We start from the raw sequence: 24,501 nt of genomic DNA on the forward strand, positions 1-24,501 counted from the left end.
GCGAAAAGATCAAATGAATACAAGCGATACTAAAAAAGATAAAGCGGTCAAGTTCGGGACTTTTCTGGGAGTCTACACTCCCAGCACGTTGACGATCCTGGGACTGATCATGTACCTGAGATTCGGCTGGGTACTGGGTAACCTTGGCCTGCCACTGACCCTTCTGGTCGTTCTAATGGCAAGCGCGATCACCTTTATCACCGGGCTCAGCGCCTCGGCGATTTCGACGAACATGCACGTCGGAGTCGGAGGGGAATACTACATGATCTCTCACAGCCTCGGGCTTGAACTCGGAGGCGCGATCGGGATACCACTTTACCTCTGCCGGACGCTGAGTATCACTTTCTACAGTTTCGGTCTGGCCGAGTCTCTTGCCGTCCTGTGGCCATCTGCCTGGGGAATGATCCCTCCTTATTTTATCCAGCTGGCCACTGCCGTGATAATCATAGTGATCACGTACCTGTCGGGGAAAAGCGCCGAAATCGCTCTCAAACTTCAGATTCCAATACTGATAACTGTGGGTCTTTCGATCCTTGCGCTTTTTGTCGGTGTGATAGTCAAGGGAACAGGCGCGCCAGAGTTGGTGGCGACATACAGATCCGCGCCCGAAGGATTCTGGTACGTATTCGCAGTATTCTTTCCCGCCGCGACTGGGTTTACCGCTGGAATCGGGATGAGCGGCGATCTCAGGGATCCGAGCAGGAGCATTCCGAGAGGGACGCTTCTTGCCGTTCTGACGGGGACTCTCGTATATCTGGCCGTCCCGGTTCTTCTTTCGATATCGAAGGCGGTTTCTCCCGAGCAGCTTGCCTCATCTGGAAAAAATGTCTGGATCACAGTATCCCTGTTCGGTCCTCTCTTTGTCTTCGCGGGGATGTGGGGAGCGATACTTTCCTCGGCTTTCGGGAGTGTCCTCGCCGGCCCGAGGGTGCTGCAGGCGCTTTCGAATGACGGACTTGCTCCGAGATTTCTTTCGAGACTTTCCAGAGAGGGACAACCGACGATCTCCACGTGGATATCGGGGCTTCTTGCTCTTTCAGCGGTGATGATGGGGAATCTGAACACCGTGGCCCAGTACGTGACGGTCCTCTTTCTAACTCTCTATGTCATCATCAATATAAGCGCTGCTATTGAAAAACTTGTCGGAGACCCTTCGTACAGGCCTACGATTAATGTCCCCTGGGCTGTGTCGCTGCTAGGCGCTGCCGGCGCCCTTTTCGTTATGTTCCTACTGAATCCCGCCGCTTGTATAGTCGCTTCCCTGCTCGAACTGGTCATTTTCCTGTTCCTGAGGAAAAAAGCGTTGAGTAAAAGATGGGGAGATGTAAGAGCGGGCATGTGGTTTTCAATAGCCCGATTCGCCTTGCTTAAACTGAAGGGGCATGAAGTCGATCCGCGGAACTGGCGTCCCCATATCATATCATTCACGCGGGATATAACCAAGGATATCGATGTTGTATATCTTGCCAATTGTTTCAACGAAAAACACGGGATCGTCACCGCCTGCAAGGTGATAGAAGGGGAACTTGACGGGGAGGCGTATGAGACAGTCAGGGACAAGATAGAGATGGACGAGGTGCTTGAAGCCTATGGACTTGTCGGATTCTGCGAGGCGCATGTCGCATCCGATCTGGAGACCGGAGTGACAAATATCGTCCAGGCCAACGGGATAGCCGGACTGGAATCGAATACAGTGATGTTCGGATGGCCTAACGAGAAGGAAAAACTCGTGACCCTCCTCGGGCTGATGCGGTCCGTAGCGAAGATCAGGAAAAATACGATTATTTCAAAACTCGGTATGATAAACCGCAGAGCGATCAAAAAACGGATCGACCTGTGGTGGGGCGGTCTGGAATATAATGGTGACCTTATGCTTCTGCTTGCCCACCTGCTGATGATGAATCCCGAATGGGAGAAATCGGAGCTGGTCGTTCATACCATAGTGATCTCACCGGAGGAAAAAAAAGGTATGGAAGAGAGTATTTCCAACCTTATTCAGTCGGTGAGGATACAGGCTTCGACGGAGGTCATCGTAAAGAATCCCGATCTGTCGATAAATGAGATCATCTGCGCGAGCAGCGAAGACTCCGATCTTGTATTCATAGGGTTGATGATTCCCGGGGCGGGTGAGGAAGAAGAATATGCTGACAGGCTGATCACTCTTGCTGATGGCCTGCCTTCGGTAGTCTTCATTAGGAACGCGAGCGAGTTTTCAGGAAGGCTTATCTAGACGGGAAGTTCCCTGGGGGATCGAGCAAAGGGGCATTTCCTCCGCCCCTCCAAATTATCGGTAAAAGCCGGCCCGGAAGAGTCATCTTCCGGGCCGTGTGGTACAGCGCGGGGTGCCGCTCAGCTCTATCTCTTCTTGAACACCACTTTTTCAAATTCGTCCCAGTCGACCTCCACTTCCTCTCCCTGAGCGGTCTCGATGAAGATACCTTTGTTATCGTCATCGATGTCATTTGAGCCCCTGAGGCGGAAAGACCTTCCATCGCGCAGGGTCACTACCGAAGAACGGGATCCTTTTCTGGTTATCTCGGCAATATTGGAGAATTCGATATCCATCTCTATATCATGGTAGTCGCCGTCTATATACTCCCACGTGAATTCCTCGTCGTTGTCCCAGCGTATCCTTCCAGTAAATTCTTCCCCGTCGCTGGTAAATACCGTACCCTCTATATATCCACCGCCATCGAATGCGTCATATCTTACTTCGGCGGAAGGCGACTTCAGGTCGAGCCTGTCGAAATCATCCCAACCGATATTTATTTCTCCAAGCTCGAGGTCTGTCACTATTATTCCGCGGTTGCTGTCATCGACATCATTCGTGCCGCGAAGCCTGAATTCGTTTCCGCTCTTCAGGATGATAATGGCGCTGTCCGATGAATGTCTCTCTATTGAGGCTATCTTGGAGAATTTGATCTTTCTGTTACGGTGATCCTGTTTTCCATCTATCACGTCCGATTCGAATGCTTCATCGATATCCCAGGCTATCCACCCGGAGAACTCATCATCGCGTCTTGTCTTTACCGTGCCGTAAAGGCGTTCCCCGAATATCGATTTTAGTCCTGCGGGGGCCTGCATGAAATCTATCCGCTCAAGGTCATCCCAGTCGAATCCGATCTCACCTTCATTCTCGTCCTCGATCACTATCTCGCGGTTGGCGGTGCCGATATCGGTCGATCCCGAGTTGAGTTCAAGGGTATTTCCCGATTTAAGGGTCAGCATGACGACATCGTCATCTACTACCTCTATCGATTCGATATGTCCCATCCTGATCCCTGACTGGGCGCTGCTCGAATAATAATTGTCAGAATCGGTGTATCCGAGAAGGATGCCGAAAATAGTAATCCTTTTCTTTCTATCCTGATATCTTCCACGTGATGATCTGTGTCGTTTCGACAATTCCTTGTTTCCGTTAAGAAAATCAATCCAGGCGCCCTCGTTCTTGTCCCAGCGGATCAATCCCTCGAAACGATCGCCATCGACTGTCGTTATCTTTCCGTAGATCCTCCCTGTGCCGTCGGCGTTTGCCACTGCGACCGATGCCAGGACGAGGAGAAGGGCCAGAGCGGATATTTTTACCGTTCTCATTGCTGATGCCTCCATTACCGGGTTTCGATATTCCTTCTGTTTAAGAATACGGATTCGCTGCTGTTTAGTTGCATCATATTACAGTTGCCCGGGAAAAAATGCGTTGGCAGTATCGATTTTCGATCAATCACTGTAACATCATGTATGATAAATAAATACGTAATATCGAGCATGGCCGCGGAAGATTGGCAATCAATTTGCACGATTATAATATAAGAGGGCATCAGAGCTCTTTTTGTCATGAAATTGGCCGTCTTTCGTGGCCGGGGGTGGCCGGTTTCCGTACACAGATCAATAAAACGACATACTGGTCCATCGGCCGGGAAAAGTGCGGGCAAGTATCCGGGGGTATTAATGAGTTCCTATATGACGCTCAGCGCCAAGTCTTCAGAGCGACTTCCAGACGAGTTCAGGGATTTCGACGTAAGATTTCCGGAAAGATTCGTCGAACCTCTGATAAATGAGTTTTCCAGAGAAGGAGATACTGTTTTTGATCCTTTTGCCGGATTCGGCACCACTCTCATCGTCGCTGAGAACCTGGGGCGCAGGGGATTCGGTGTGGAAAGCGACAGGAGACGCTCTGAGTATATCCGTTCGAGGATGCAAGAGCCTGATAACCTGATCTTCGGGGACTCAAGAAGGCTTTCATCGTTCGCCTTTCCGCCGGTCGATCTTACCCTCACCTCTCCTCCGTACCCTTTCAGGGAGGGAAAGAGGTTTTCTCCTGCGATCAGTGAGTGTCCCGCGATCGAGAACGGCTATGACTCCTACATCAACTGTCTCAGGTATATCTTCGCGCAGGTCCGCGGAATTATGAGACCGAGAGCAAGGCTGATCATCGAAGCGGGGAATATCAGGCTTGCCGGAAAGGTGATACCTCTTGCCTGGGATATTGCCGAAGCGGTATCGAGAGAGTTCCGGTTCGAGGGAGAGCGTGTCGTAAAATGGGATAGACCGAACTTCGGGTTCGACCATACATACTGCCTTATTTTTTCAGGAAAAAGGTGACCGCGGTCCTGCTTTTGACCGCAAGTCCTTCGATTACCGTCAGGTCGATTAGTGCCATCAATGCAGCTTATCTGCCAAAGCCCCTCCCAGCAAGTCCCGGACTGTTCCATTCTTATTTTCAGTTACGGATACGGCAGTCTTGACCACCACCCTCTTAACTGGTAGAGTGCGGGTCGATGATGAATCCGTTATCTTTATTGCCTGGAAAATCAATCGAAACAGCCGGGAGGCATCTTTATGAGACCTTTGTTGATGATCTATCGCATGTCAGCCGCAATCCTCTTGATCATCTTTTTTCTGCCTGTCGCCGCCGGGGGAGCCGCTGATACCACAGGCGCGACCGATGAGCCAGGCCGGCCAAAGATAGGCCTCGTGCTTGGAGGAGGCGGGGCCAGAGGTCCGGCTCATATCGCCGCGATAAGGCTCCTTGAAGAACTGAGGATACCAGTCGATTACATAGCCGGAACAAGCGCCGGATCGATAGTAGCCGGGCTCTACGCGGTGGGATTATCTCCCGACGAGATGGAAAATGTAATGATCAGTATGAACTGGGCCGATCTTTTTTCGGACAGGAGAGACAGGAGGGAACGTTCTTTCAGGAGGAAAAAAGACGACAGGTGCGACTTTATACTTGCTGAATTCGGATTCAAGGATCTTGAACTTATAGCTCCGATAGCGGTTGTCGGGGGACAGAAGATGCAGCTCGCTTCAAAATCCCCATTTCTTCATACTACGACCGATCAGGATTTTGACGATCTCAAGATCCCGCTCAGGACTGTCGCGACAGATCTTCTTACCGGTGAAGAAATAATATGTTCATCTGGAAGCCTTATCCACGCGATCCGGTCGAGCATGTCAATACCGGGCGTATTTGCTCCGGTCCATATGGACGGCCGGTATCTTGTCGACGGAGGGCTTGTCAATATACTTCCGGTCGATGTCGTCAAAGACATGGGAGCGGATATAATAATCGCTGTCGATCTTGGCGCCCCGATTGAAAAAGCTGATCATAGCTCCTTTCACTCTCTGCTTGAAGTCTCCGATCAGACAACGGGGATAATGATAAGGAAGACGTCGGAAAAGGTCAAAAAACTTGCCGACGTCTGCGTCAATATGGTCCTGGAAGGATATTCGTCATATGACTTTGAACTCGCTCCCGAGGTGATTCAGGCCGCGGCGCTCGAAGTCGAGGCTTACAGAGATGAACTGTCGCGGTTTTCAGTCTCCGAGGAGGAGTATGAACGGTATATCCGAAAGCAGAGACATGATGAACCGGTGACAAGATATATAAACAAGGTAAAGGTTGAGAACCATTCTCACGTACGCGACGGGGAGATACTACGGAGGATCTCGTTCATCCCCGGCGACGAATTTGACCTCGACGTGCTCGAGAAGGATCTCGAATATATTCACGAGATGAATGTTTTCGAGACGGTCGATTACCGGCTTGTCGATGAGGGAGGCGAGACGGTACTTCTGATTATCGCGTGGGAGAAGATTTATTCGCCTAATATTCTCAACGCGGGGTACAGTCACCTTGATGATCTTGAAGGGAATGTCGATTTCCAGATCATCAATCGATACACCAGGATGGAGATAAATCGCCTCGGCGGTGAATTCAGGCTCGACACGAGACTTGGGATCTCAAGGTCGATAAAAGCGGAGTTTTACCAGCCGATCGAATTTTCGAGATCGATATTCCTTGCTCCATGGCTCGATGCAGCGACCATCACTCACAATTATTATTCTGGCGATCACAGGGAAGGCGATTACGAGACCAGCAGTCTCGGCGGAGGAGTAGACCTGGGATTTCAGCTCGGAAGGTTTCTTGAACTTCGATGCGGGTTCGAGAGAAGATTGATGAGGACCGACGTTAAAATCGGTAATATATCGGTTCCAGAGGGCGAAAGGACCAAGGTCGGCCTCAGAGCGAGTATCGAATATGATCTGCTCGATGAACTTGATTTCCCTACCTGTGGATCGAGCGTGAGGATGACTTTCTTTTCAGGATCGGAATTATGGGGTGGAAGCAGCGAGTACGAAAAGATATCGTTAGATTTTGCCCAGTTCGCGACATTTAACAGGAATACCTTTTTTATGACTTTTTCCGGCGGGGGAGATTTTGATTCGAAGATCCCGTTCGATGAGGAATTTCTTCTCGGAGGACCACATTCATTTTCGGGGTTGAAACCGGGACAGCTCAGGGGCGACGCTTTCGGTGTCGCAAGGCTTGGTTATTACCGGCCGGTCTATGGCGGAGGGGTAATGTTCAATCCCAGTCTATTCGTTGGATGTTATTTTGAAGCTGGAAATATCTGGCAGGAACAGGAAAGCATATCGGCGGATGGCCTTCTCTATGGGGGATCAGTCTTTATAGGATTGAGGACATTTCTCGCTCCGGCACAGATCAGTTACGGACGGACCGAAAACGGTTATGACAGTTTTTATCTGACCGTCGGGAGGCAGTTCGGTTGTCACTAGGACTACCGGTCAGCTTATCTCAAGCTGGCGCAGTTTAGCCTTCGAGGGGATGCCGTTTCCGTCCCATCCCCTCTGCTGGTAATATTTCTGCAGCAGGCCGGCAAAGAACTCCCTCGACATCTTTTTTCCCTTCAGAAGTCCAGCGGTCATCTCCTCGTCGAAGAACCTTCCCGGCAGCGTATCGTCACTGGCTGTCCTGCCGTTATTGAGGTTATACAATCTCGCCAGGTTGTGAATCCTCTCGCCGGTGAGCATCAGTCTTTCCGGCGTAAAATCGATCCCTGTCGCCGCGGTGAGAAGGGGGGCGAGGCGGTCCAGTCCGTACGGGAGGAAATCGCATATTACGAGCGAATTGCGGATATTGACGTCATCCTGGCCGTTGGCAACATATTTAGGCAGGATCTCGATCGAAAGGTTCCCTTTCATTTCGTCTGTAGCAGTCCATAGCCTCGTGTGGCTGGCGAAATCCGACGTGGCAAGAGCAAGCCCCATAGACATGCATCCCTTGATGTTGACTCCGGAAAGCTCCATGCCGAAAGTGTTGATCGCGAAATATTCCGATCCCTGGCCTATATTGCCGCTCGCGATGCGCGTGCCGTCGGCGAAAAGGTCTCCTATCCCTTCCCTTAGAGCCACCTTCCGGATCAACTCATGCTGGGCCTCTCCATTGCCGAAATTCAATTCTATCCCGCCGGTATCCTCAAGGAGTCCTTTTTCGAAACACTCCATCGCGAAGGAACAGGTCACACCCATCGATATCGTATCGAGCCCAAGATCATCGCAGAGGATATTCGATACAGCGACTGTTCTGGCATCGCTGATCCCGCACCCCGAACCGAGAAAGGCTGTCGTTTCATATTCAGGTCCTTCGAGTTCGAGATCATCCCATTTTCCCAGTTTTGAGCACCTGATCACGCAGTTGAAACATCCGACGCTTTTCCAGTTGAGTTCTTTCTTCATCGCCTCGGCGGAGATAGCCTCGTAGCCTTCGAACCGGCATTCCTTGAAATTGCGGGTCGGCAGGAATTCTCCATCCTCATGTCCCATACGGATCCACATCATCGTGCCCAGATCGAACCTTTTCTTCGCGTTAGGATGTTCAATGACGTCGGAAGTAAGTTTTTTGGCAAGATCCCTGAATACACGGTCGTCCGAGTATGCGATCTTTTTGTTTCCCTCGACGACTATCGCCTTGAGGTTCTTTGATCCCATCACTGCTCCCGCGCCGCCCCGGCCGAACTGGCGGTAAAGGTCGCAGCCTATGCAGGCGAAGAGCACCATCTTCTCGCCTGCCGGTCCGATAGAAGCGACCCTGCTTTTCGGATACCTTTCCCGCAAAGTCTTCTCCGTATCGAAGATCCCTTTTCCCCAGAGGTCAGCCGCGTCCAAAGCTGAAGATCCATCCGGGCAGAGATGGAGGTATACCGGCCTGTCGGACCTTCCGGTGATTATCAGGTAATCATATCCAGCTCTTTTGAGCATGGGGCCGAAATGTCCCCCGACATGGCTGTCGAGAAACCCGTTTGTAAGAGGAGATTTTGTCACTAGGGCCGATCTCGCCGATGTCTGGACAAGAGTACCGGTCAATGGTCCAGTCACAAAAATAAGCGGGTTATCGGGGGAAAGGGGATCGACAGAGGGAGCGATATCCTGCAGAAGTTTAAGGCCGAGGCCTTTTCCTCCTACATATTTTTCGGCAAGGCCCGGGTCGAGTTCGCCTTCCGACGATTTGCCTGTCGTGAGATCGAACGCGAGATACCTGTTCATGTAACCACCGTACATATTGTTCTCCTTGTCTTTTATATTTAAAAACAGCCGGTTCAGATTATATTAAATAATAACGAGTGTCAAGCGGAGCTGTTTTGTCATGGTGATTGATCTCTTGATGGGAAAAGAGATTTTGCGTTAGAATCGCCGGGAACCCGATCTGTCTTTCGGACACGGGGAGGATCTGGAGGGGATATCTTCATTTATCGACTGGAGATCTTATATTGTCGGCATTTTCGGATAAAGGTGACAGTTCCGGCCTAAGCCGTTTTTTTGGTTTCAGGGCGATACTTGTCATCGGCGCGGTTTTCGTTCTGGCTGTAATTGTTCTCAACCGTGGCGCCAGGTATATTTTCAACGATGTCGCGTGGTTCGACTGCCCTCTGTACTGGCCCGCCAGTATCTCCCGGGTAATGATCCCCGGTCCGATGCGCGTGCTTGGCGGTCTTTCAGCGCTGCTTATATTTATTCTGGCGGTTATAATTCTCAGAAGAACGAGATACAGGTTGTCTCTTGTCATTCTTTCCGGGCTGATCCTTGTTCTTGCGACGAATATGATGCAGGGTTGGCGTGATGGTTTTGTGACTCCGGTATCGGGAGGGGAGCCAGGGTACTATCAGTACTACGGTGACGCGGTCAAGATCTCACATCCTGCCGATTTCCTCCGCACTTTTAATTCCAGGCAGGCCGACCTCTATATCCATTCAAGATCCCATCCTCCCGGAGCAGTCCTGTCAATCTATTTTCTCGAAAGGCTCCTTGGGTCTCCCGCGTGGATCTCGATCGCGATAGCGTGCGTCGCAGTATCTCTGACGTCTTTTTTCATCTACGGGATCGTCATCCTTCACAGGGAGGACAGGGCGTCAGCCGGTTATATAACTTTCCTGTTTCTATTGATCCCGGCGGTACAGATATACTTTGCTGCGAGTATCGACGCTCTGGTGGCGGCGTTTCTGACGGGTAGCCTATATTTTTACATTAAACCGCGTTCGGTCGTCAATTCGGTCGCTTCTGTCGTCTTTCTCCTTCTTGCTTCATTTATGACTTTCGGAGCGGTTTTCGTCATACCCCTCTTTGTTCTTAACGATATCATTACAGGAAGGAACGGCGCGGGCCTTGCTTTTGTAGCCGCCGGTGTGGGCCTCTTCCATTTTATTCTCCATATGTTTTCAGGATTTAACTACCTGACCTCGTTCATAACCGCGTCAAAACTGGAAAATCCAGGCGGATTCTATCTTCTCGCCGATCCGCTTTCGTATCTGATGACGAGGCTTGAATCTGTGCTGGAGATCGCCATCTTTTTTGGTCCGTTCCTTCTTATCGCCGCGTTTCAGGGATTCAGGGCCCAGTCAAGAGAAATGACCAGGCTTAATGTTCTGTCGATCGGCGCTCTCCTGGTCTTCATTCTGATGATTCTAGCTGGAACATACAGAACGGGCGAAACAGCCCGAATATGTCTCTATCTGTATCCCTATCTGATTTTTCCAATGGCGGTCCTTCCTCCTGGATCAGGTCTTTCCGGGAAAACGGGGATATTGCTTCTCTCTCTCGTATTTTTTCAATCGATGCTTATGCAGATGACAGGTAATTACTTCTGGTGATTATTCTGCTGGTAAAAGCCCTGCCTGCGTTATACTATCCATCTCAACTTTAAGGAAAAGGAGGAAGAAAGATGTCTATTGAACTGTTGACCATGTTTTTCCTATGGTCATCGATCCTCAACATCGGGATCATGATCGTCAGTTTTCTGCTTTTCAGGATAGCCCACAGATACATATATACGGTGCATGGCGGGTGGTACAAGCTTTCCAATGAGCAGATCGATCTTGCCATCTACAGGATGATGACGATCTACAAGATATTTCTCTTCATGTTCAATATAGTCCCCTATGTCGTGCTGAGGATAATCGCCTAACGGGGTGATATTTTTTCCCGGAGACCGGCCGCGAAACGGGATATTATTTCTTCCTGGTCAGCGCTTCTTTTCCCATGAGCGCGGTTTTCTGAAGAAACAGCCTGGGTCTCGCGAGGAGTCTTAAACCTTCTTCTTCGGCCAGCCTGATGGTTTTCTTCATTCCGGCTTCCGAGACATGGAATGGAGGTTCCACTATGAGGATCTTCCCTCCTGGCCTTAGAAACGAGAATATCTCCCGAAAGAAGCTTTTCTTGTCGGGGACTTCATGGATGATGTAGAAGGCGAGCACAAAATCAACGGGCAGATCGATGCCGATCCTGTTTTCTTCGCATTTGTGAAGGATGACAGTCTCCTCGAGTACTGTCCCTGAGATCTTGGCACGTACCTTGTCGAGCATCCCTTCCTGGAGGTCGGCTGCGATGACTTGCCCTGTTGGCCCTGCCAGAAACGCCAGGTCGATGGTAAAAAATCCAGGTCCGCAACCGAGGTCGACGACGGTCATATTCTGCCGGACGTAAGGCGACAGTATCCTGGCTGGATTCTGGAACCATCGCCTCAGCTTCGTATCGAGGCTACCCGCCTTTTCGACGGGGCAGACGCGGGTGCTTCTGCCGGAAATGTCGACACCTCCCTCCGATATATCTCCTGGAGACCGGCCGCTGGTTTTGAGAGACAAAGCAGCTTTCAACCTCAAAGTATATACTTATATAAACAAACTGTCTATAAATAATAAACTGGTATGAAATATATTTATTACACGTGTAAAGCATTTATTACACATGTTATTGTTTGTTTACGTGATGTTGATAATACAAAATTAGATGTATAAATACTAAAATAATAATTGTATTGATGCCACGGTTATTATACTATGAAATCCATTCAATCCTACAGGTTCCGGGGCATAGACAAGGAGGTCAAAATGCGTCTTCGGCTGTTCCAAAGCGCTAACTATATTCTATTAATAGCAATTATGGTGGGTTTAGTGCTGATGATTCCCGGTATGCGAAGCTTTTCAGGATTGTCAGCAGCCGGCAACTGGCAATCGGGTCCACGATTGGCCGGAAAAGTCCCCGTTACGCGAGCCATGACATCTAATACAGATAAAATAAATATCAATATCAGGACTGAAGGTTTCGATTACGAGATTATAGAAGCCGATGGTGAGAATTACGCGAGGATCAGAATAGACGGATGCGGTGTGCTGACTGAAGAGGGAAGTCCGGAACTTCCATTTATAAGAAAACTGGTTGCGATTCCTGAATGTGAAGAGCTTCTGATTAACGCTAGGGTGATCAAATCGGAAAAGATGGAACGATTCATTATGTATCCGGCACCGAAGATTGAGAGAACACCCGAGGGAGGGATTAAAGAAGTATATACAAGGAAAAGGGAGGCATATTCAAAGAATGGAGTAATCCCGGAAAATAGTGCTGAGCTCACAAGGACTTTTTATATTCGGAATCAGCATGTTGCCGAGATAAGAATTTATCCGATAAGGTGCAATCCTGTCACAAAGGAAGCAGAGTTCGCTCAGGAGATCGAACTGGATATCACCTTTAAAGGCGCTTTCGGACCTGTCTGCGTGGATAACGGACCTATGGGCAGGGTCTGTGAAAACTCACTGGTAAACTACGGTCCTGAATTCGGCATATTCAGCGAATCGACCGGGAGGACGATCCTTGGTTCAGGGCCGGGGACTGTTGAGATCTGCGCGACATTGGCGCAGGCAACAGCAAATAATACGGATTATCTGATCGTTGTCGGTCACGAGCTATGGGATGATCCCGGTGCGCAAAATTCGATTCTGCAGCTTGCAGGCAAGAGATCCGTTTTTAACGGGTTCAACGTATCAGTGATCGATGTGACAAATATCGCTAATATCGACGACTATCAGGATCACCTCGAGATCAAGGAATCTTTATATAATTTCTATCATTCGAATTCGGCGGCACATATGCCCGACGACAAGCTGGGATATATTCTGCTTGTCGGGGATGCTTTCACGTGTCTAACTCCTCAATGCGAACCTGGGGATAGGGTAGTGATCCTTCCTACGTATTCTTACAGCATATTCGACCCAAGAAGTGCAGCCAACGATATGCCCTACGCTTCCTTCGATGATCTTAATGATTGCACTCCAGATGTCTTCATAGGCAGACTCAGCGTTGATGATCCGGGTGAGGCGGCGGCGATAATAGACAAGATCGTAGCGTATGAGCCTCACTCAGCAAGCGCCGGACCTGACCCATGGTACAGGAAATTTCTATATATCGGCGGCCATTACGATGATCTGCACGAGCTTGGCGATGAAGTCGAGGCTGAAGTCCCCCCATCATATATTTATGATGAACTTTACAAGGATTGTCTCGCTCCACCGACGATAAGCAGTTTAATAAATGAAAAAATCAATGACGGGGTATCAATAATTGTAGAGGCTGGTCATGGAATCGATTATTACTGGGGGTCTGATACATGGGTTTACCAGTCGGCCTGTCCCGATACAAATATGAAGGTCTGGTACCCTCCATATTACGAGGTGGTCGATAATGGTCCGGAATATCCGGTCATTTATGCTTTTTCATGCAGGACAGCGGCATTTGACTACCCGCTTCTTGATCAATATGGTAATCCCGCGCAATATCCGGGATTGAATACTTACAGTCCAGCGTTCAACCGTGGGGAAGTCGATATATATGATTGTATGGCGGAACGGCTTACCGTCATGCCGAACAGGGGGGCGGTCGGGTATATTGGTTACACGAGAAGTGCCGGCGCAAACGACATGGAGAGCGTACCCGATTTCGTCAATGAGTTATTTCGCACGCAGGGTATGGTAGGTGAGACAGTCACGAGTTTTTTCTACTCGCTTGTAAACCCTGCTAATGAACAGTTTCTCGTTTATCTAGGCGATCCCGCGCTGAATCCATTCTTTGTCGAGGATCAGGGTGACCCCTCCGATGATATCGATATCGCAGTGGTTCAGGGCAGCTCGGTTGTGACAGAAGGCACGGGGCAGAATGTCGATATCAATATGGATATTAAAAATGTCGGCGTCGGTGATGCCTCGGGTATATATCTCGAACTTAAAGAAGGAACAACACTGCTCTGGAGTGGTACGATCCCGGCTCTGGCAGCGTATGATGTGACGACAGTGTCGATGACAGCTGCTGTAAGTGGACTTGGGCTGCATGAATATATCCTGACTGTAGATCCCGGGGCAGTGATAAATGAGTTGAACGAAGATAACAACACAGCGATCATCGAGTTCGATTACAATGTCGACTTTTCTGTAGTACAGGGAAGTTTCGTCAAAAGCAGCGAAATATTCGGAGTCGGGGGGGCAAACCTCCTTGAAGTGTCGGTCAGAAACGATGGGATCCTCAGTGCCGGGAATATCCCTGTCGAACTCACTGAAGGCGGGGATATTATCTGGAGCGGAGATATATCCGAGCTGGGACCGGGGAGCGAGACTGTCGTATCGATCACTGTCCCGGTATCAGAGATGGGGAATCACGATTATATGTTCACCATCAATCCGGGTCAGGTGATCAGTGAGCTTCACACCGACGATAACAGTGGAAGTATAAGTATAGCGGCGATGTATAACAGAGACGGATTTCCAGTAACGCTGTTTACCGGTCCCGGCGTTAGTCTGCCGTACGCCGTTCCCACCGTCTACCAGGCTACAGACGATGAGAATAAAAGATTCCTTTACAAGTCGGGTATCATCAATTCGTCCGGGAGTACAGTTACGACTGGTGAGGTTGCCGGGTATTACTCGAAGTCTTACGATATACCTGTCGGTAACGTCAATTCTTTGGACTCAAGAAATGTCATTGGCATCTTTTCCCTGCTTCCATCGGAGGATCGATCTGTGAAGATATTCGATTCGGTAGATCTAGAGTTGGTAGCGGAGCTTCAATTTACAGGACTCTCTGATGGGACAAGCGGTTATAAGACCGAGGGAGAAGCTTTAGTGTATGACCTCGATCGTGACGGTCTGGACGAGATCATCTATATCGAACGGAATTACGGTTCGTTGGAAGCGTTTGACGGTATGATGAAGATATTCAGCTACAAAAATGGAGAGTTGACTGAGATCGTTTCCCACACCTTTGATGAGGGGGGAGGAGCCGGTACGTACAGACCACTGGAGGTCGCGGTTGAGGATATAGATTTCGACAATATCCCCGAGATATTCGTGATCGGGTACCGTGGAGATATTGAATATCCGGTATTCAGCTTCGACATGTTCATAGATATCTTCAGTTATGACGAATCGCTTGAACTTGTCAGGCATGAAAACCAGGGGCTCGATGGTTTGATTGCCGTGACCCCTAATGACGATATATCCGGTAATGTGATCCTGTCCGATATCAATGGTGACGATTATCTCGACATGGTAGCCACGGTCAATGATGGGGTCGCGACGATCAGTGGGACCGATATTAGCAGCAATACAGTAAATATTCAGAAGATCGGAACGGATAATTCTTTCCGGACCGCCGTTTACAGTGTTGATGTCGACCACTCCGGTAACAGGGAGCTTGTTCTGGTATCATCAGAGAAGGTAAGAATACTCTCCGTGGACGGTTTGTGGAACCTGTCAGTTGTTTATTCATACGAAAACGCAGGCTCAAAGATAACAAGCGGGCCCTCTATCTCTGATATCGATGGAGATACCTATCCGGAAATAATAATCGGATCGGCAAACGATCTGGAAGATTATTATCAGATAACGATACTCGATCACAATCTTGTCGAAGAGACCCTGTGGGAATCAGTGAGACTCTATGGTATCCTGAATGGAGATATAGCGATCGATGATATCGACAGGGATAGCAGGCATGACCTTATCCTTATGGCTGAAACAGAGGAGAGTGGTTTCCTCTATCTCTTCGGGACTCCATGGCTTTCAGGTGGAGATATCTCGATGCCGGTGGAAAAGGGTAATAATCAGCATACGAACGCAGAAAAGCGATTCATCAGGGGAACTTTCGACGAGAATGTGACTCTCTGCAGGGAAGTGGAAGTGATCGGCGATCTGCAGATCAATTCGCCGGCGGTACTCCACGTCGCGCCTGGAGCCACGATCGGCATCCGGGACGATGATCCATATGGTACTGGTGTCGATGCCGGCAGGATCGAGATGACCTGTTATGGCGGAGTATCGATCAAGGGGCTAAATAATCTCGAAGTATCTTTCTATTCAAATGGTGATAACCCTCAACCAATGGACTGGTTCGGTCTGGTTCTCGAAGCAAATAATCTCGGTGGTGAGATTTCACGGTGTGAGATAAGCGACGCGGCGATCGGGATCTATGGCAAAAACAGTACTGCCCCGATCACCGTCCACATGTGCAAATTAAATGGAAATCAGAGCGGGGCTCAGTTTAATTTCTGCAACCCCGAGATAACCTACACCCAGGCTTCCTACAACACCTCATCGGGAATTGTCATCTCTGGATACCCGGTCGCTGCTCCGGAAGCTTTTCTCGATCATTGCACGATGCGGAACAATACATATTACGGTATAATCTTTGCCTTTGCGACCGGCGGGATTCAGCATTCATTTCTTGAGAATAATGGTCTGGCCGGAATTCTGTGTCTCGGGGCGAATGCCTGTCCGGTGGTCAGTTACTGCAGTATCATCGACAACAGTTTTTATGCCGTAAATGTCCTTTATGATGCTTCCCCGGTGATCGGCAATGCTTCAACCGGGCAGGGAGGTAATAACTCGATTTATAATTCGCCCTATTACGTTTTTCAGGATTACTCTTCTCCCTCTACCGTGATTATGGCACAGAACTCTTACTGGGGTACAGAACCCGGCCAGATGCCCGCTCCGCGATATTTCGCTCCGTATATGCAAGGAAATGTGATTTACGATCCGATCCTGTTTAATGATCCTTTGTCAGGCGCGCCAGTGACCAGGCCGAAGAGTGATCCAACCAGGATATTCATGTCGCAAAACTATCCCAATCCTTTCAATGGAGGCAGTACTTCCATAAATTATTCTATTCCCGCAGGGGGAGCGAAAGTAAGCCTGAAGATATATGATGTGGCGGGTAGAAGGGTAAGGACGCTTGTCGAAGCGATTCAACCTTCCGGTTCGTATCAGGTAAACTGGGACGGACAAAATGAAAATGGTGCGAAAGTAGCTCAGGGGATATACTTCTACAGGCTTGTTGCCGGTGAAGAGACGATCTCTAAAAAGATGATCTATTTCCGGTAGATTTGAAGATCGAAGTATAACGCCTTGAGCAGATGAAGCTCTTCTCTGGTTTAGTCCGACAGGCCGGCTTAAGGGTGGGGAATGGACCTGCCGGGAGGCCGGCCTGTCATCCGGAATGACTGGGACCCGTTAGTATCGATATCCATCATATTCCACAAATTTAATAATTGAGTCAAACGGGGGATAATAGTAAAATACCAGCCCCGGCCTGTTACCGGATGTTGATAGGGAAAGAAGCCGATTGTTTTTTAAGGAAAGGAAGCTGCCGTGAGAAGATTCGCTGGTTTTATTCTGGTCCCATTAATGGTTTCATTCATTCCGGTCGCCTCGGGAGCTGCCGTCGGCGCGAAGATGATGAGATATCCGTCGATAGATCCGGCAGGGAAAAAGATCGCTTTTTCATACCAGGGGGATATCTGGACGGCTGATCTCGATGGGACAGGGGCGAGAAGGATCACCATACATGAAGCTTACGAAAGCAATCCATGCTGGAGCCCTGACGGGAAATATATCGCTTTTTCCAGCAACAGGTATGGAAATAACGATATCTACACTATTCCTGCTGAAGGTGGCGCGGTAAGAAGGCTTACCTGGTATTCGGCCGGTGATGAGGCATCTGACTGGAGCCTTTCATCGGGGATCCTTTTTTCGACCAGAAGGGATTTCAGGCAGGTCGAGTGGGACAGCGAGATATATTCAGTAAGCCCCGGTGGAGGGACGCCTGAAAGGTTTTTCGACGCCTTCGGCGAAGAGGCTGTCACATCTCCTGATGGCAGGTATACTGCTTTTGTGAGAGGCGCATGCAGGATAGAGCGGGAAGCGTATACAGGTTCTGCCAACAAGCAGATATGGATCTACGATTCGAAAAACAAAAGTTATATAGAGGCCACTTCATCACCTGCTCAGGATTTTTGCCCAAGGTGGTATGACGATAAGACTCTGTATTATCTGAGCAGCGCTCCAGGCAGTTATAATATCCATTCGGTAGTCATCGACGAAGAAGGAAACGCCTCGCGGCCGGTACAGGTAACGGGCTTCAAAGATGACGGGATCAGGCATTTTGATATAAGCGCCACGGGTAAAGTGATCATTGCGGAATACCAGACGGGTCTTTACACGATCGATACGAGTGGTACCGGTGCAAAGGCGATTGAACTTAATATCGGCACCGATTACAGGTTCGACCCCGTCATCCACGAAAGTTTCAGGGCTGATATCGATCAGTACTCGATCTCCCCGAACGGCAAGTACAGCGCTCTGGCGATACACGGAGAGATCTTTATAACCGAGAACCATAAGAAGAAAGAAAGGACAGTAAATATCAGCCGTTCGCCATGGAGGGATATCGATCCGGTCTGGACCAGCGATACGACTGTGGCCTTTATCAGCGACAGGGGCGGCAATTTCGATATCTATATGGTAAGATCGGACGACTCCGGTCAGACGGACATTTTCAAGAGTCTTAAGCATAAGACGACAAGATTGACCAATACCGATCTGGATGAATCAGAACTCACAGTCTCTCCGGACAGGAAGCTGATCTCCTTCATCCAGGGAAACGGGACTTTGATCACAGCTTCGATCGAAAATGATAGGATCATCAATAAAGTGACCCTGCTTGACGGCTGGGCGACTCCGGGGAATATCTCATGGAGCCCGGACAGCAGATATCTTGCCTACTACCTCGAGGATCTCAATTTCAATCCGGAGATCTATATTCACCCGGCCGATAATTCAACAAGCGGAGTGAATGTCAGCATGCATCCAAGGGGGGATTTCAATCCGGTATGGAGCCCCGATGGAAGTAAACTCGGATTCACTTCGGAGCGCAACAACCGTAACAGTGACATCTGGTTCGTATGGTTGAAAAAAAGCGACTGGGAAAAGACGACCAGCGATTGGGAAGAGGAAGAGGAAGACGGAGAAAGAGCGCTTGCGCCTGAGGCAAAAAAAGAGAAGAAGAATGATGGCGATGATGAGGATAAAAAGGATGTTGAACCTCTGCGGATAGATTTCGATCTTATCCATGAAAGGCTTGTCCAGGTGACCTCTCTTCCCGGGGACGAGGGAAATATTCAGATTTCCAAAGATGGAAAGATGTTCTTTTTCACCGCTCCGGGAGGATCGGGTGAGGGAAATGATCTTTTTTCCGTAAAATGGGACGGTAAGGACCTGAAGCAGATAACGCAGGGAGCCCAGAAGCCGGTCTATCTCAGAATGGATGATAAAAAAGAATACCTGTATATGCTAAAGAGTGGAAAGCTAGCCAGGATTAAGGCAAAAAGCGATAAGGTCGAGAATGTGGCATTCACGGCGAATCTCCAGATCGATCATGACGCCGAGCGTGAACAGATATTTGAAGAAGTATGGAGGACTCTAGGAGCGTATTTTTACGATCCCCAGTTCCATGGCCGCAGTTGGAATGACCTGAAGAAAAAATACAGACCATGGGCTATGGAAGCATCTACGAAGCATGATTTCAGGGACGTGGTCAATATCATGCTCGGACAGTTGAACGCCAGCCATATGGGGCTGTATGGTGGCGATCGCGCCGAGACCCAGACGGAGCGTACCGGACTTCTCGGAGTTGAGATCAGACCGGAAAAAGAGGGAGTCAGGGTTGTAAGAGTAATACCTGACTCGCCGGCGGGAAAGACGGAAAGCACTCTGGCCGAGGGCGACCTGATCACTTCTGTCGATGGAGCGGCAGTTACGAAAGATATCAATTTCTACTCTCTTTTCATCAACAAGGGGGATGAGAAGGTACTTCTTTCGGTAAGGGACAAAAAGAAGAAGGAAAGGGAAGTCGTAATCCGGCCAGTGAACTCTCTGAGAAACGAACTGTACAATGAATGGGTGAGGAAAAACAGGAAATTGACTGAGGAACTCTCCGGTGGCAGGCTTGGGTATCTGCACATCCAGGCAATGGGATGGGAAAGCTTTGAAAGGTTCGAAAGGGAATTCACCGCGGCTGGATCAGGTAAGGAAGCGATAGTGATCGATGTCAGGTACAACGGCGGCGGGTGGACGACAGACTACCTTATGGCTGTTCTTAACGTCGATCAGCATGCCTATACGATTCCGAGAGGCGCGGCGGGAAGCCTGGAAAAAGACCATATCAGGTTCCGGGAATATTATCCGTACGCTGAAAGGCTTCCTTTCTATCCATGGATGAAACCATCGATAGCACTTTGCAACGAATCGAGCTATTCGAACGCGGAGATTTTCTCTCACGCTTACAAGACTCTTCATCTCGGTACGTTAGTGGGGAAACCGACATTTGGAGCTGTGATCTCAACGGGCGGCAAAAGATTGATCGATGGTTCGCTGATAAGGATCCCGTTCAGAGCCTGGTATGTAAAGGCGACCGACGAGAATATGGAGATTATGCCCGCGGTCCCCGATATAATCGTGGAAAATCCGCCAGGCAATAAGGGGGAGGGAAAAGACCCGCAGCTGGAGAGAGCTGTAAAAGAACTATTAAACCAGATCGATCGATAAGACCGGTCTTGACATGTAAATATTAATTGACACGGAAGTGTCAGGAGTAATAGAATCCGGAATCTCTTGAAAGATTGATCTCTGACGCCATTTTGACCGGGGGGGAAAATGGTAGACCATGATTTTCATCTTGTCGAGGATCTGTCCGCCGAACAGATCGACGTCATGCTCGGGCTCTTTAAAAAAGCCCGGTGTGAGACCGGGGGATGTTGCGATGACGGTGATTGCCGCGGCGCCTTTGACAAGATAATCGCCATGACGGATTTATTCGCGATCCTTACCGGGAAAGAAGGAGAGATGATCCTTTTTGCCCGCATCGTCCGTGCTTTTGATGATTCCCTTCATATCGTAGATGTTGTTGACGGCGGCGAAGAGCCCTCAATCATTAGATTGCGGAGTCTTCTGCAGATGATAATCGATCATGAAAGGTTCAGGGAGATAGAACTGTTTAAATATTATTGTCCCCTTCGCCTTCTTCCCAGACTCAACTTTTCGGGGATCCGATTTACGATAGATGAGTCTTTTGAGAATATATCAGTGGTGAAGATCGCGAGGGATTGAGCGCCCGGCCTGTTGCCGGGGCGTCGGCGCGATGGCCGGGCCTGTTGAAGATCCTGAAAAAAAAGGGGCCTTTCCTCCAGGAAAGGCCCCTGCCGACTGATCATCGATCTCATTACTGCTTTTCGAACCTGTTTATCGCTTCGATTTCCATCCTCACGACTTTTCCATCGCCGTCTTTCTGGAATGAGATTTTGTTTTTACCGAATTCATCGATAAATCTGCCAGGTTGATCAAGAGGTACGAGTCTTATGTTGTTATTGTCGATCGTGGAAAAAACCGTCAGCCCTTTGTCTTCCCCGATAGATACCGTAAAATCAGCCTTTGCCTGCGCCATGTGATATGTCCCGGGGTATCCTGCCAGTTCCTGAGGAATCTCGCCAGCCGTCGAATCGGGTTCTGACCGTTTTGGCAGTTGAAGCAGTTCATGCAGGATCATCGCGCTTATCTTTCCCTCCCCATCTTCGTCGAAGGTGATAAATAACCTGTTGGTCAGCTTGGCGTATCTCCTTCCATCTTCATCAGGATCGTGAAGAAGAAGTACTATCTGGTTTGGAATATCGACGCCAAGCGTGCCGTTCTGCACGAGCACTTTGAAGACCATTCCCTCGGGCCCGGCATAATCGCCCGTAAATGTATCGAATTTTCCATCCAGCTGCTGACCTGCCACTTTTTCTTCGCCTGTCCTGTGTTCAAGTATCTCAATAGATTTGGCGTTCAAGGCGATCGTCGCAGATCTGAATTCCCCTATCCTTATATGTCCCGAATCTACGAAATCCGCTTCGAATGCCGTCGCGTCGACCGGCACCCACCCCGCTTCCTTTCCCATATATATCTCTGTCCAGGCGTGCTGCCCGAAAGAGCCTCCGAAATTCGGGACGTACATGCACCCCCAGACGACTCTGGCCGGAATGCCGACTCCCCTGCAGAAGGAGGCAAGAAGAAGGGAATGAGCTCCGCATTCCCCGGCCCGGCTGTCATAAGCACGTCTGGCCGATCCGCCGCCGGGGATAGCGTAGCTGATATTGTCAGCTACCCACCTGCTGAGCCTTACCGCGGCTTCCCATGAATCTTTCGATCCAGCAGTCAGTTCACGGGCTTTTTCTACCAGCACCGGATCGTCCGACTCGGCTAAATCTGATCGTTCAAGGTAGATGGCGACTTTTTCGTTTTCTGAAAAATCGGGAGGGAAGGGGGGCGCTTCTTCGCCATTATATTTTACATGTTCGATCTCGAAGATACCTTCTATCAGATTTTCATCTACTGTTCCTTCGAATCTCTGCCCCCGGACGTTAAGACCTTCGTCTGTCACCCAGAGCCCCATCGGTTCGATGACAGCTCGGACCTTCATGTACGAGATCGCCTGGATGTCTATTATCGAGACATTCGCCCTGGTCATTATAGATTCGTCGAGGTTGGCCAACTCGAGATTCCTGATCACAGATTCATCCGCCAGACAGACTTCCCTGTTACCCGGTACCTGGGTCTTGAGCAGAGCCGCCGTTTCGGAATCGAGCCACCATTTTATCTTCAGCCCCGTTTTTTTGTTCAATTCGTCAAGGATGAAAGCGTCGTATTCTTTCCCTGCCAGTTCGATCTTTTCTCTGCCGGCCAGAGTATAAACTGTCTCCTGGACCTCGTTTTCCCTTACTTCATAGACATGATATGTCTTCTCAACAAGTCCGCTGTCGATGAAATCCTTTTTCAGGTGAGGGAAAAAGTAGGTGTTTTCCAGAATGACACCCGCTGGCAGATCGCAGAATTCCTCTCCGGTCGAATCGTCAGAGATGAATCTCGCCTTGTCGCCCTCGATAAAGATCTTTGAATACTTGTGAATTTCGCCCTGGTCGATGACGCTGTCGTGGTATATGAATCTCCCGGTGGTGGGATCGATATGGTAATTAAGAGTCACCTCGGTATTGAACTCAGCTCCGAGCGCCGAGATCATGGCGAAAAAATATTCATTGACGACGGTAAGTTGTTTGCCATCTATCATCTCGTTTTTTATGGAAAACTTTATATAACCGCCGACTGTATCATTGATCCTGATCGCATAATAATAGATCCCGGCTTCTTTTTCGGAAGCATGATTTCCTGACTCGGCAAGAGTGGTATCTAACGTCCCCATCTCCGACCGGCACCCCGGCAGAAGTGTAAAGGCCAGTATTGAGATCAGAACCAGAATGGACACGGAAAATTTTCGCATAACAATCTCCTTTGTCGATGGCAGATCCGATTTCAGGGTCTTCAGTATGTATGATATACAACTACAGGTCGAGAATTATTCAACTATCGGCGTGATCAGGCATGGTCACGCTTGCCCTGCAAGGCAATAACGGCATTACCAGCTTGACCGCGGGAAATATTCTGATATAATCGGAAATCCTGAAGTCGGTAATATCTTAACCCGGCATGGCATAAAGTCATGGTCTATGCGGTGAATTAAGAAGGGAACCCTTATGAAAGTCCTTATTACGGGAATAACCGGATTTGCCGGAAGCCACCTGGCAGATTATTGTCTGGCCAACCAGGATGTTGATCTCTACGGTATTATCCGCTGGAGAAGCCGCACGGAAAATATCGAACATATATGGGATAAGCTGAAACTGCTCGAATGCGATCTGCGCGACGCTTCTTCGACCAGGCAGGTCGTCGAGGATATAATGCCCGATTATATCTTTCATCTTGCCGCCCAGTCTTTTGTTCCGACCTCGTGGAGCGCTCCGAGCGAATCGCTGATCACTAATATTATCGGACAGCTTAATATCTTTGAAGCCGTGAAGAAACTCGATCTGAAATGCAGGATCCAGATCGCCTGTTCAAGCGAGGAATATGGGATGGTCTATCCCGATGAGGTGCCGATAAAGGAGACTTCCCCGCTCAGACCGCTCAGTCCGTATGGCGTAAGCAAGGTCGGACAGGATATGCTGGGATACCAGTATTTCATGAGTTACGGAATGAAAATAGTCAGGACGAGGGGGTTCAACCACACAGGTCCCAGGCGAGGTCCGGTATTCGTATGCAGTGATTTCGCCAAACAGATCATCGATATCGAAAATGGAATCCGTAAGCCGGTGATGGAAGTCGGTAATCTCGACGCGAGGAGGGATTTTACCGATGTGCGGGATATGGTGAGGGCGTACTGGCTTTCCCTTGAGAAGGGAAAACCGGGAGAAGTGTACAACATCTGTAGCGGAAAAAGTTATAGTATAAGGGAGATACTCGACAAACTCGTGGAAATCTCAGGGGTAGAGGTAGATATAAAGACTGACAAAGGGAGGTTGCGTCCCAGTGACGTGCCGCTGCTTGAAGGCGATTATGGAAAGTTCCATACCGATACTGGCTGGAAACCGGAAATACCTGTCGACAAGACGCTTTCTGATCTCCTTGATTTCTGGAGGAACGCGTCCGGTCGATCATCACGGTAGAAAGAGATCCA

Annotated in this window: 13 protein-coding genes; 9 read left to right on the forward strand and 4 right to left on the reverse strand. The window is 49.3% G+C overall.

Annotation, left to right across the window (positions count from 1 at the left end; translation table 11 throughout):
• The first annotated feature begins 13 nt into the window (after positions 1–13).
• Positions 14–2,230, forward strand: coding sequence for an amino acid permease (locus tag JW814_03430; protein ID MBN2070487.1), 2,217 nt, complete (start codon positions 14–16; stop codon positions 2,228–2,230).
• Between the two features lie 125 nt (positions 2,231–2,355).
• Here the strand turns inward: JW814_03430 and JW814_03435 are convergent, their stop codons facing one another.
• On the reverse strand, positions 2,356–3,594 hold the full coding sequence (locus JW814_03435) for a hypothetical protein (GenBank protein ID MBN2070488.1): 1,239 nt from the start codon (positions 3,592–3,594) through the stop codon (positions 2,356–2,358).
• 354 nt (positions 3,595–3,948) lie between these two features.
• On the opposite strand from JW814_03435, the gene JW814_03440 reads away from it, so the two are divergent.
• Positions 3,949–4,602 carry a site-specific DNA-methyltransferase gene (locus tag JW814_03440; protein MBN2070489.1) on the forward strand — a complete coding sequence of 218 codons (654 nt, stop codon included), beginning with the start codon at positions 3,949–3,951 and terminating at the stop codon, positions 4,600–4,602.
• Between the two features lie 237 nt (positions 4,603–4,839).
• Positions 4,840–7,083, forward strand: coding sequence for a patatin-like phospholipase family protein (locus JW814_03445; protein ID MBN2070490.1), 2,244 nt, complete (start codon positions 4,840–4,842; stop codon positions 7,081–7,083).
• 9 nt (positions 7,084–7,092) lie between these two features.
• Here JW814_03445 and JW814_03450 read toward each other — a convergent pair whose 3' ends face one another.
• On the reverse strand, positions 7,093–8,850 hold the full coding sequence (locus JW814_03450; GenBank protein MBN2070491.1) for an aldehyde ferredoxin oxidoreductase family protein: 1,758 nt from the start codon (positions 8,848–8,850) through the stop codon (positions 7,093–7,095).
• Between the two features lie 224 nt (positions 8,851–9,074).
• Between JW814_03450 and JW814_03455 the strand changes: the two genes are divergently transcribed.
• Positions 9,075–10,451, forward strand: a complete 1,377-nt coding sequence (locus tag JW814_03455; protein ID MBN2070492.1) for a hypothetical protein — start codon at positions 9,075–9,077, stop codon at positions 10,449–10,451.
• 71 nt (positions 10,452–10,522) lie between these two features.
• Positions 10,523–10,765, forward strand: a complete 243-nt coding sequence (locus JW814_03460) for a hypothetical protein (protein MBN2070493.1) — start codon at positions 10,523–10,525, stop codon at positions 10,763–10,765.
• 43 nt (positions 10,766–10,808) lie between these two features.
• On the opposite strand, the gene JW814_03465 is transcribed toward JW814_03460, so the two are convergent.
• On the reverse strand, positions 10,809–11,384 hold the full coding sequence (locus tag JW814_03465; GenBank protein MBN2070494.1) for a class I SAM-dependent methyltransferase: 576 nt from the start codon (positions 11,382–11,384) through the stop codon (positions 10,809–10,811).
• A 303-nt stretch (positions 11,385–11,687) separates the two neighbouring features.
• Here JW814_03465 and JW814_03470 point away from each other — a divergent pair, with 303 nt between their 5' ends.
• The 3 genes from JW814_03470 to JW814_03480 all read left to right on the forward strand — a co-directional run bounded on the left by JW814_03470 (position 11,688) and on the right by JW814_03480 (position 21,065).
• A complete protein-coding gene (locus JW814_03470; GenBank protein ID MBN2070495.1) occupies positions 11,688–17,003 on the forward strand; it encodes a T9SS type A sorting domain-containing protein in 5,316 nt (1,771 codons plus the stop codon).
• 303 nt (positions 17,004–17,306) lie between these two features.
• On the forward strand, positions 17,307–20,504 hold the full coding sequence (locus tag JW814_03475) for a PD40 domain-containing protein (GenBank protein ID MBN2070496.1): 3,198 nt from the start codon (positions 17,307–17,309) through the stop codon (positions 20,502–20,504).
• Between the two features lie 108 nt (positions 20,505–20,612).
• Positions 20,613–21,065 (forward strand): hypothetical protein, encoded by a 453-nt coding sequence (locus tag JW814_03480; GenBank protein MBN2070497.1) that lies wholly within the window; start codon positions 20,613–20,615, stop codon positions 21,063–21,065.
• Positions 21,066–21,177: 112 nt separating this feature from the next.
• Here the strand turns inward: JW814_03480 and JW814_03485 are convergent, their stop codons facing one another.
• Positions 21,178–23,268, reverse strand: coding sequence for a transglutaminase domain-containing protein (locus JW814_03485; protein ID MBN2070498.1), 2,091 nt, complete (start codon positions 23,266–23,268; stop codon positions 21,178–21,180).
• Between the two features lie 253 nt (positions 23,269–23,521).
• Here JW814_03485 and JW814_03490 point away from each other — a divergent pair, with 253 nt between their 5' ends.
• A complete protein-coding gene (locus JW814_03490) occupies positions 23,522–24,490 on the forward strand; it encodes a GDP-mannose 4,6-dehydratase (GenBank protein MBN2070499.1) in 969 nt (322 codons plus the stop codon).
• Positions 24,491–24,501 lie beyond the last annotated feature (11 nt).

Source organism: Candidatus Krumholzibacteriota bacterium (genome assembly GCA_016932415.1).
Classification (GTDB): Bacteria; Krumholzibacteriota; Krumholzibacteriia; order Krumholzibacteriales; family Krumholzibacteriaceae; genus Krumholzibacterium.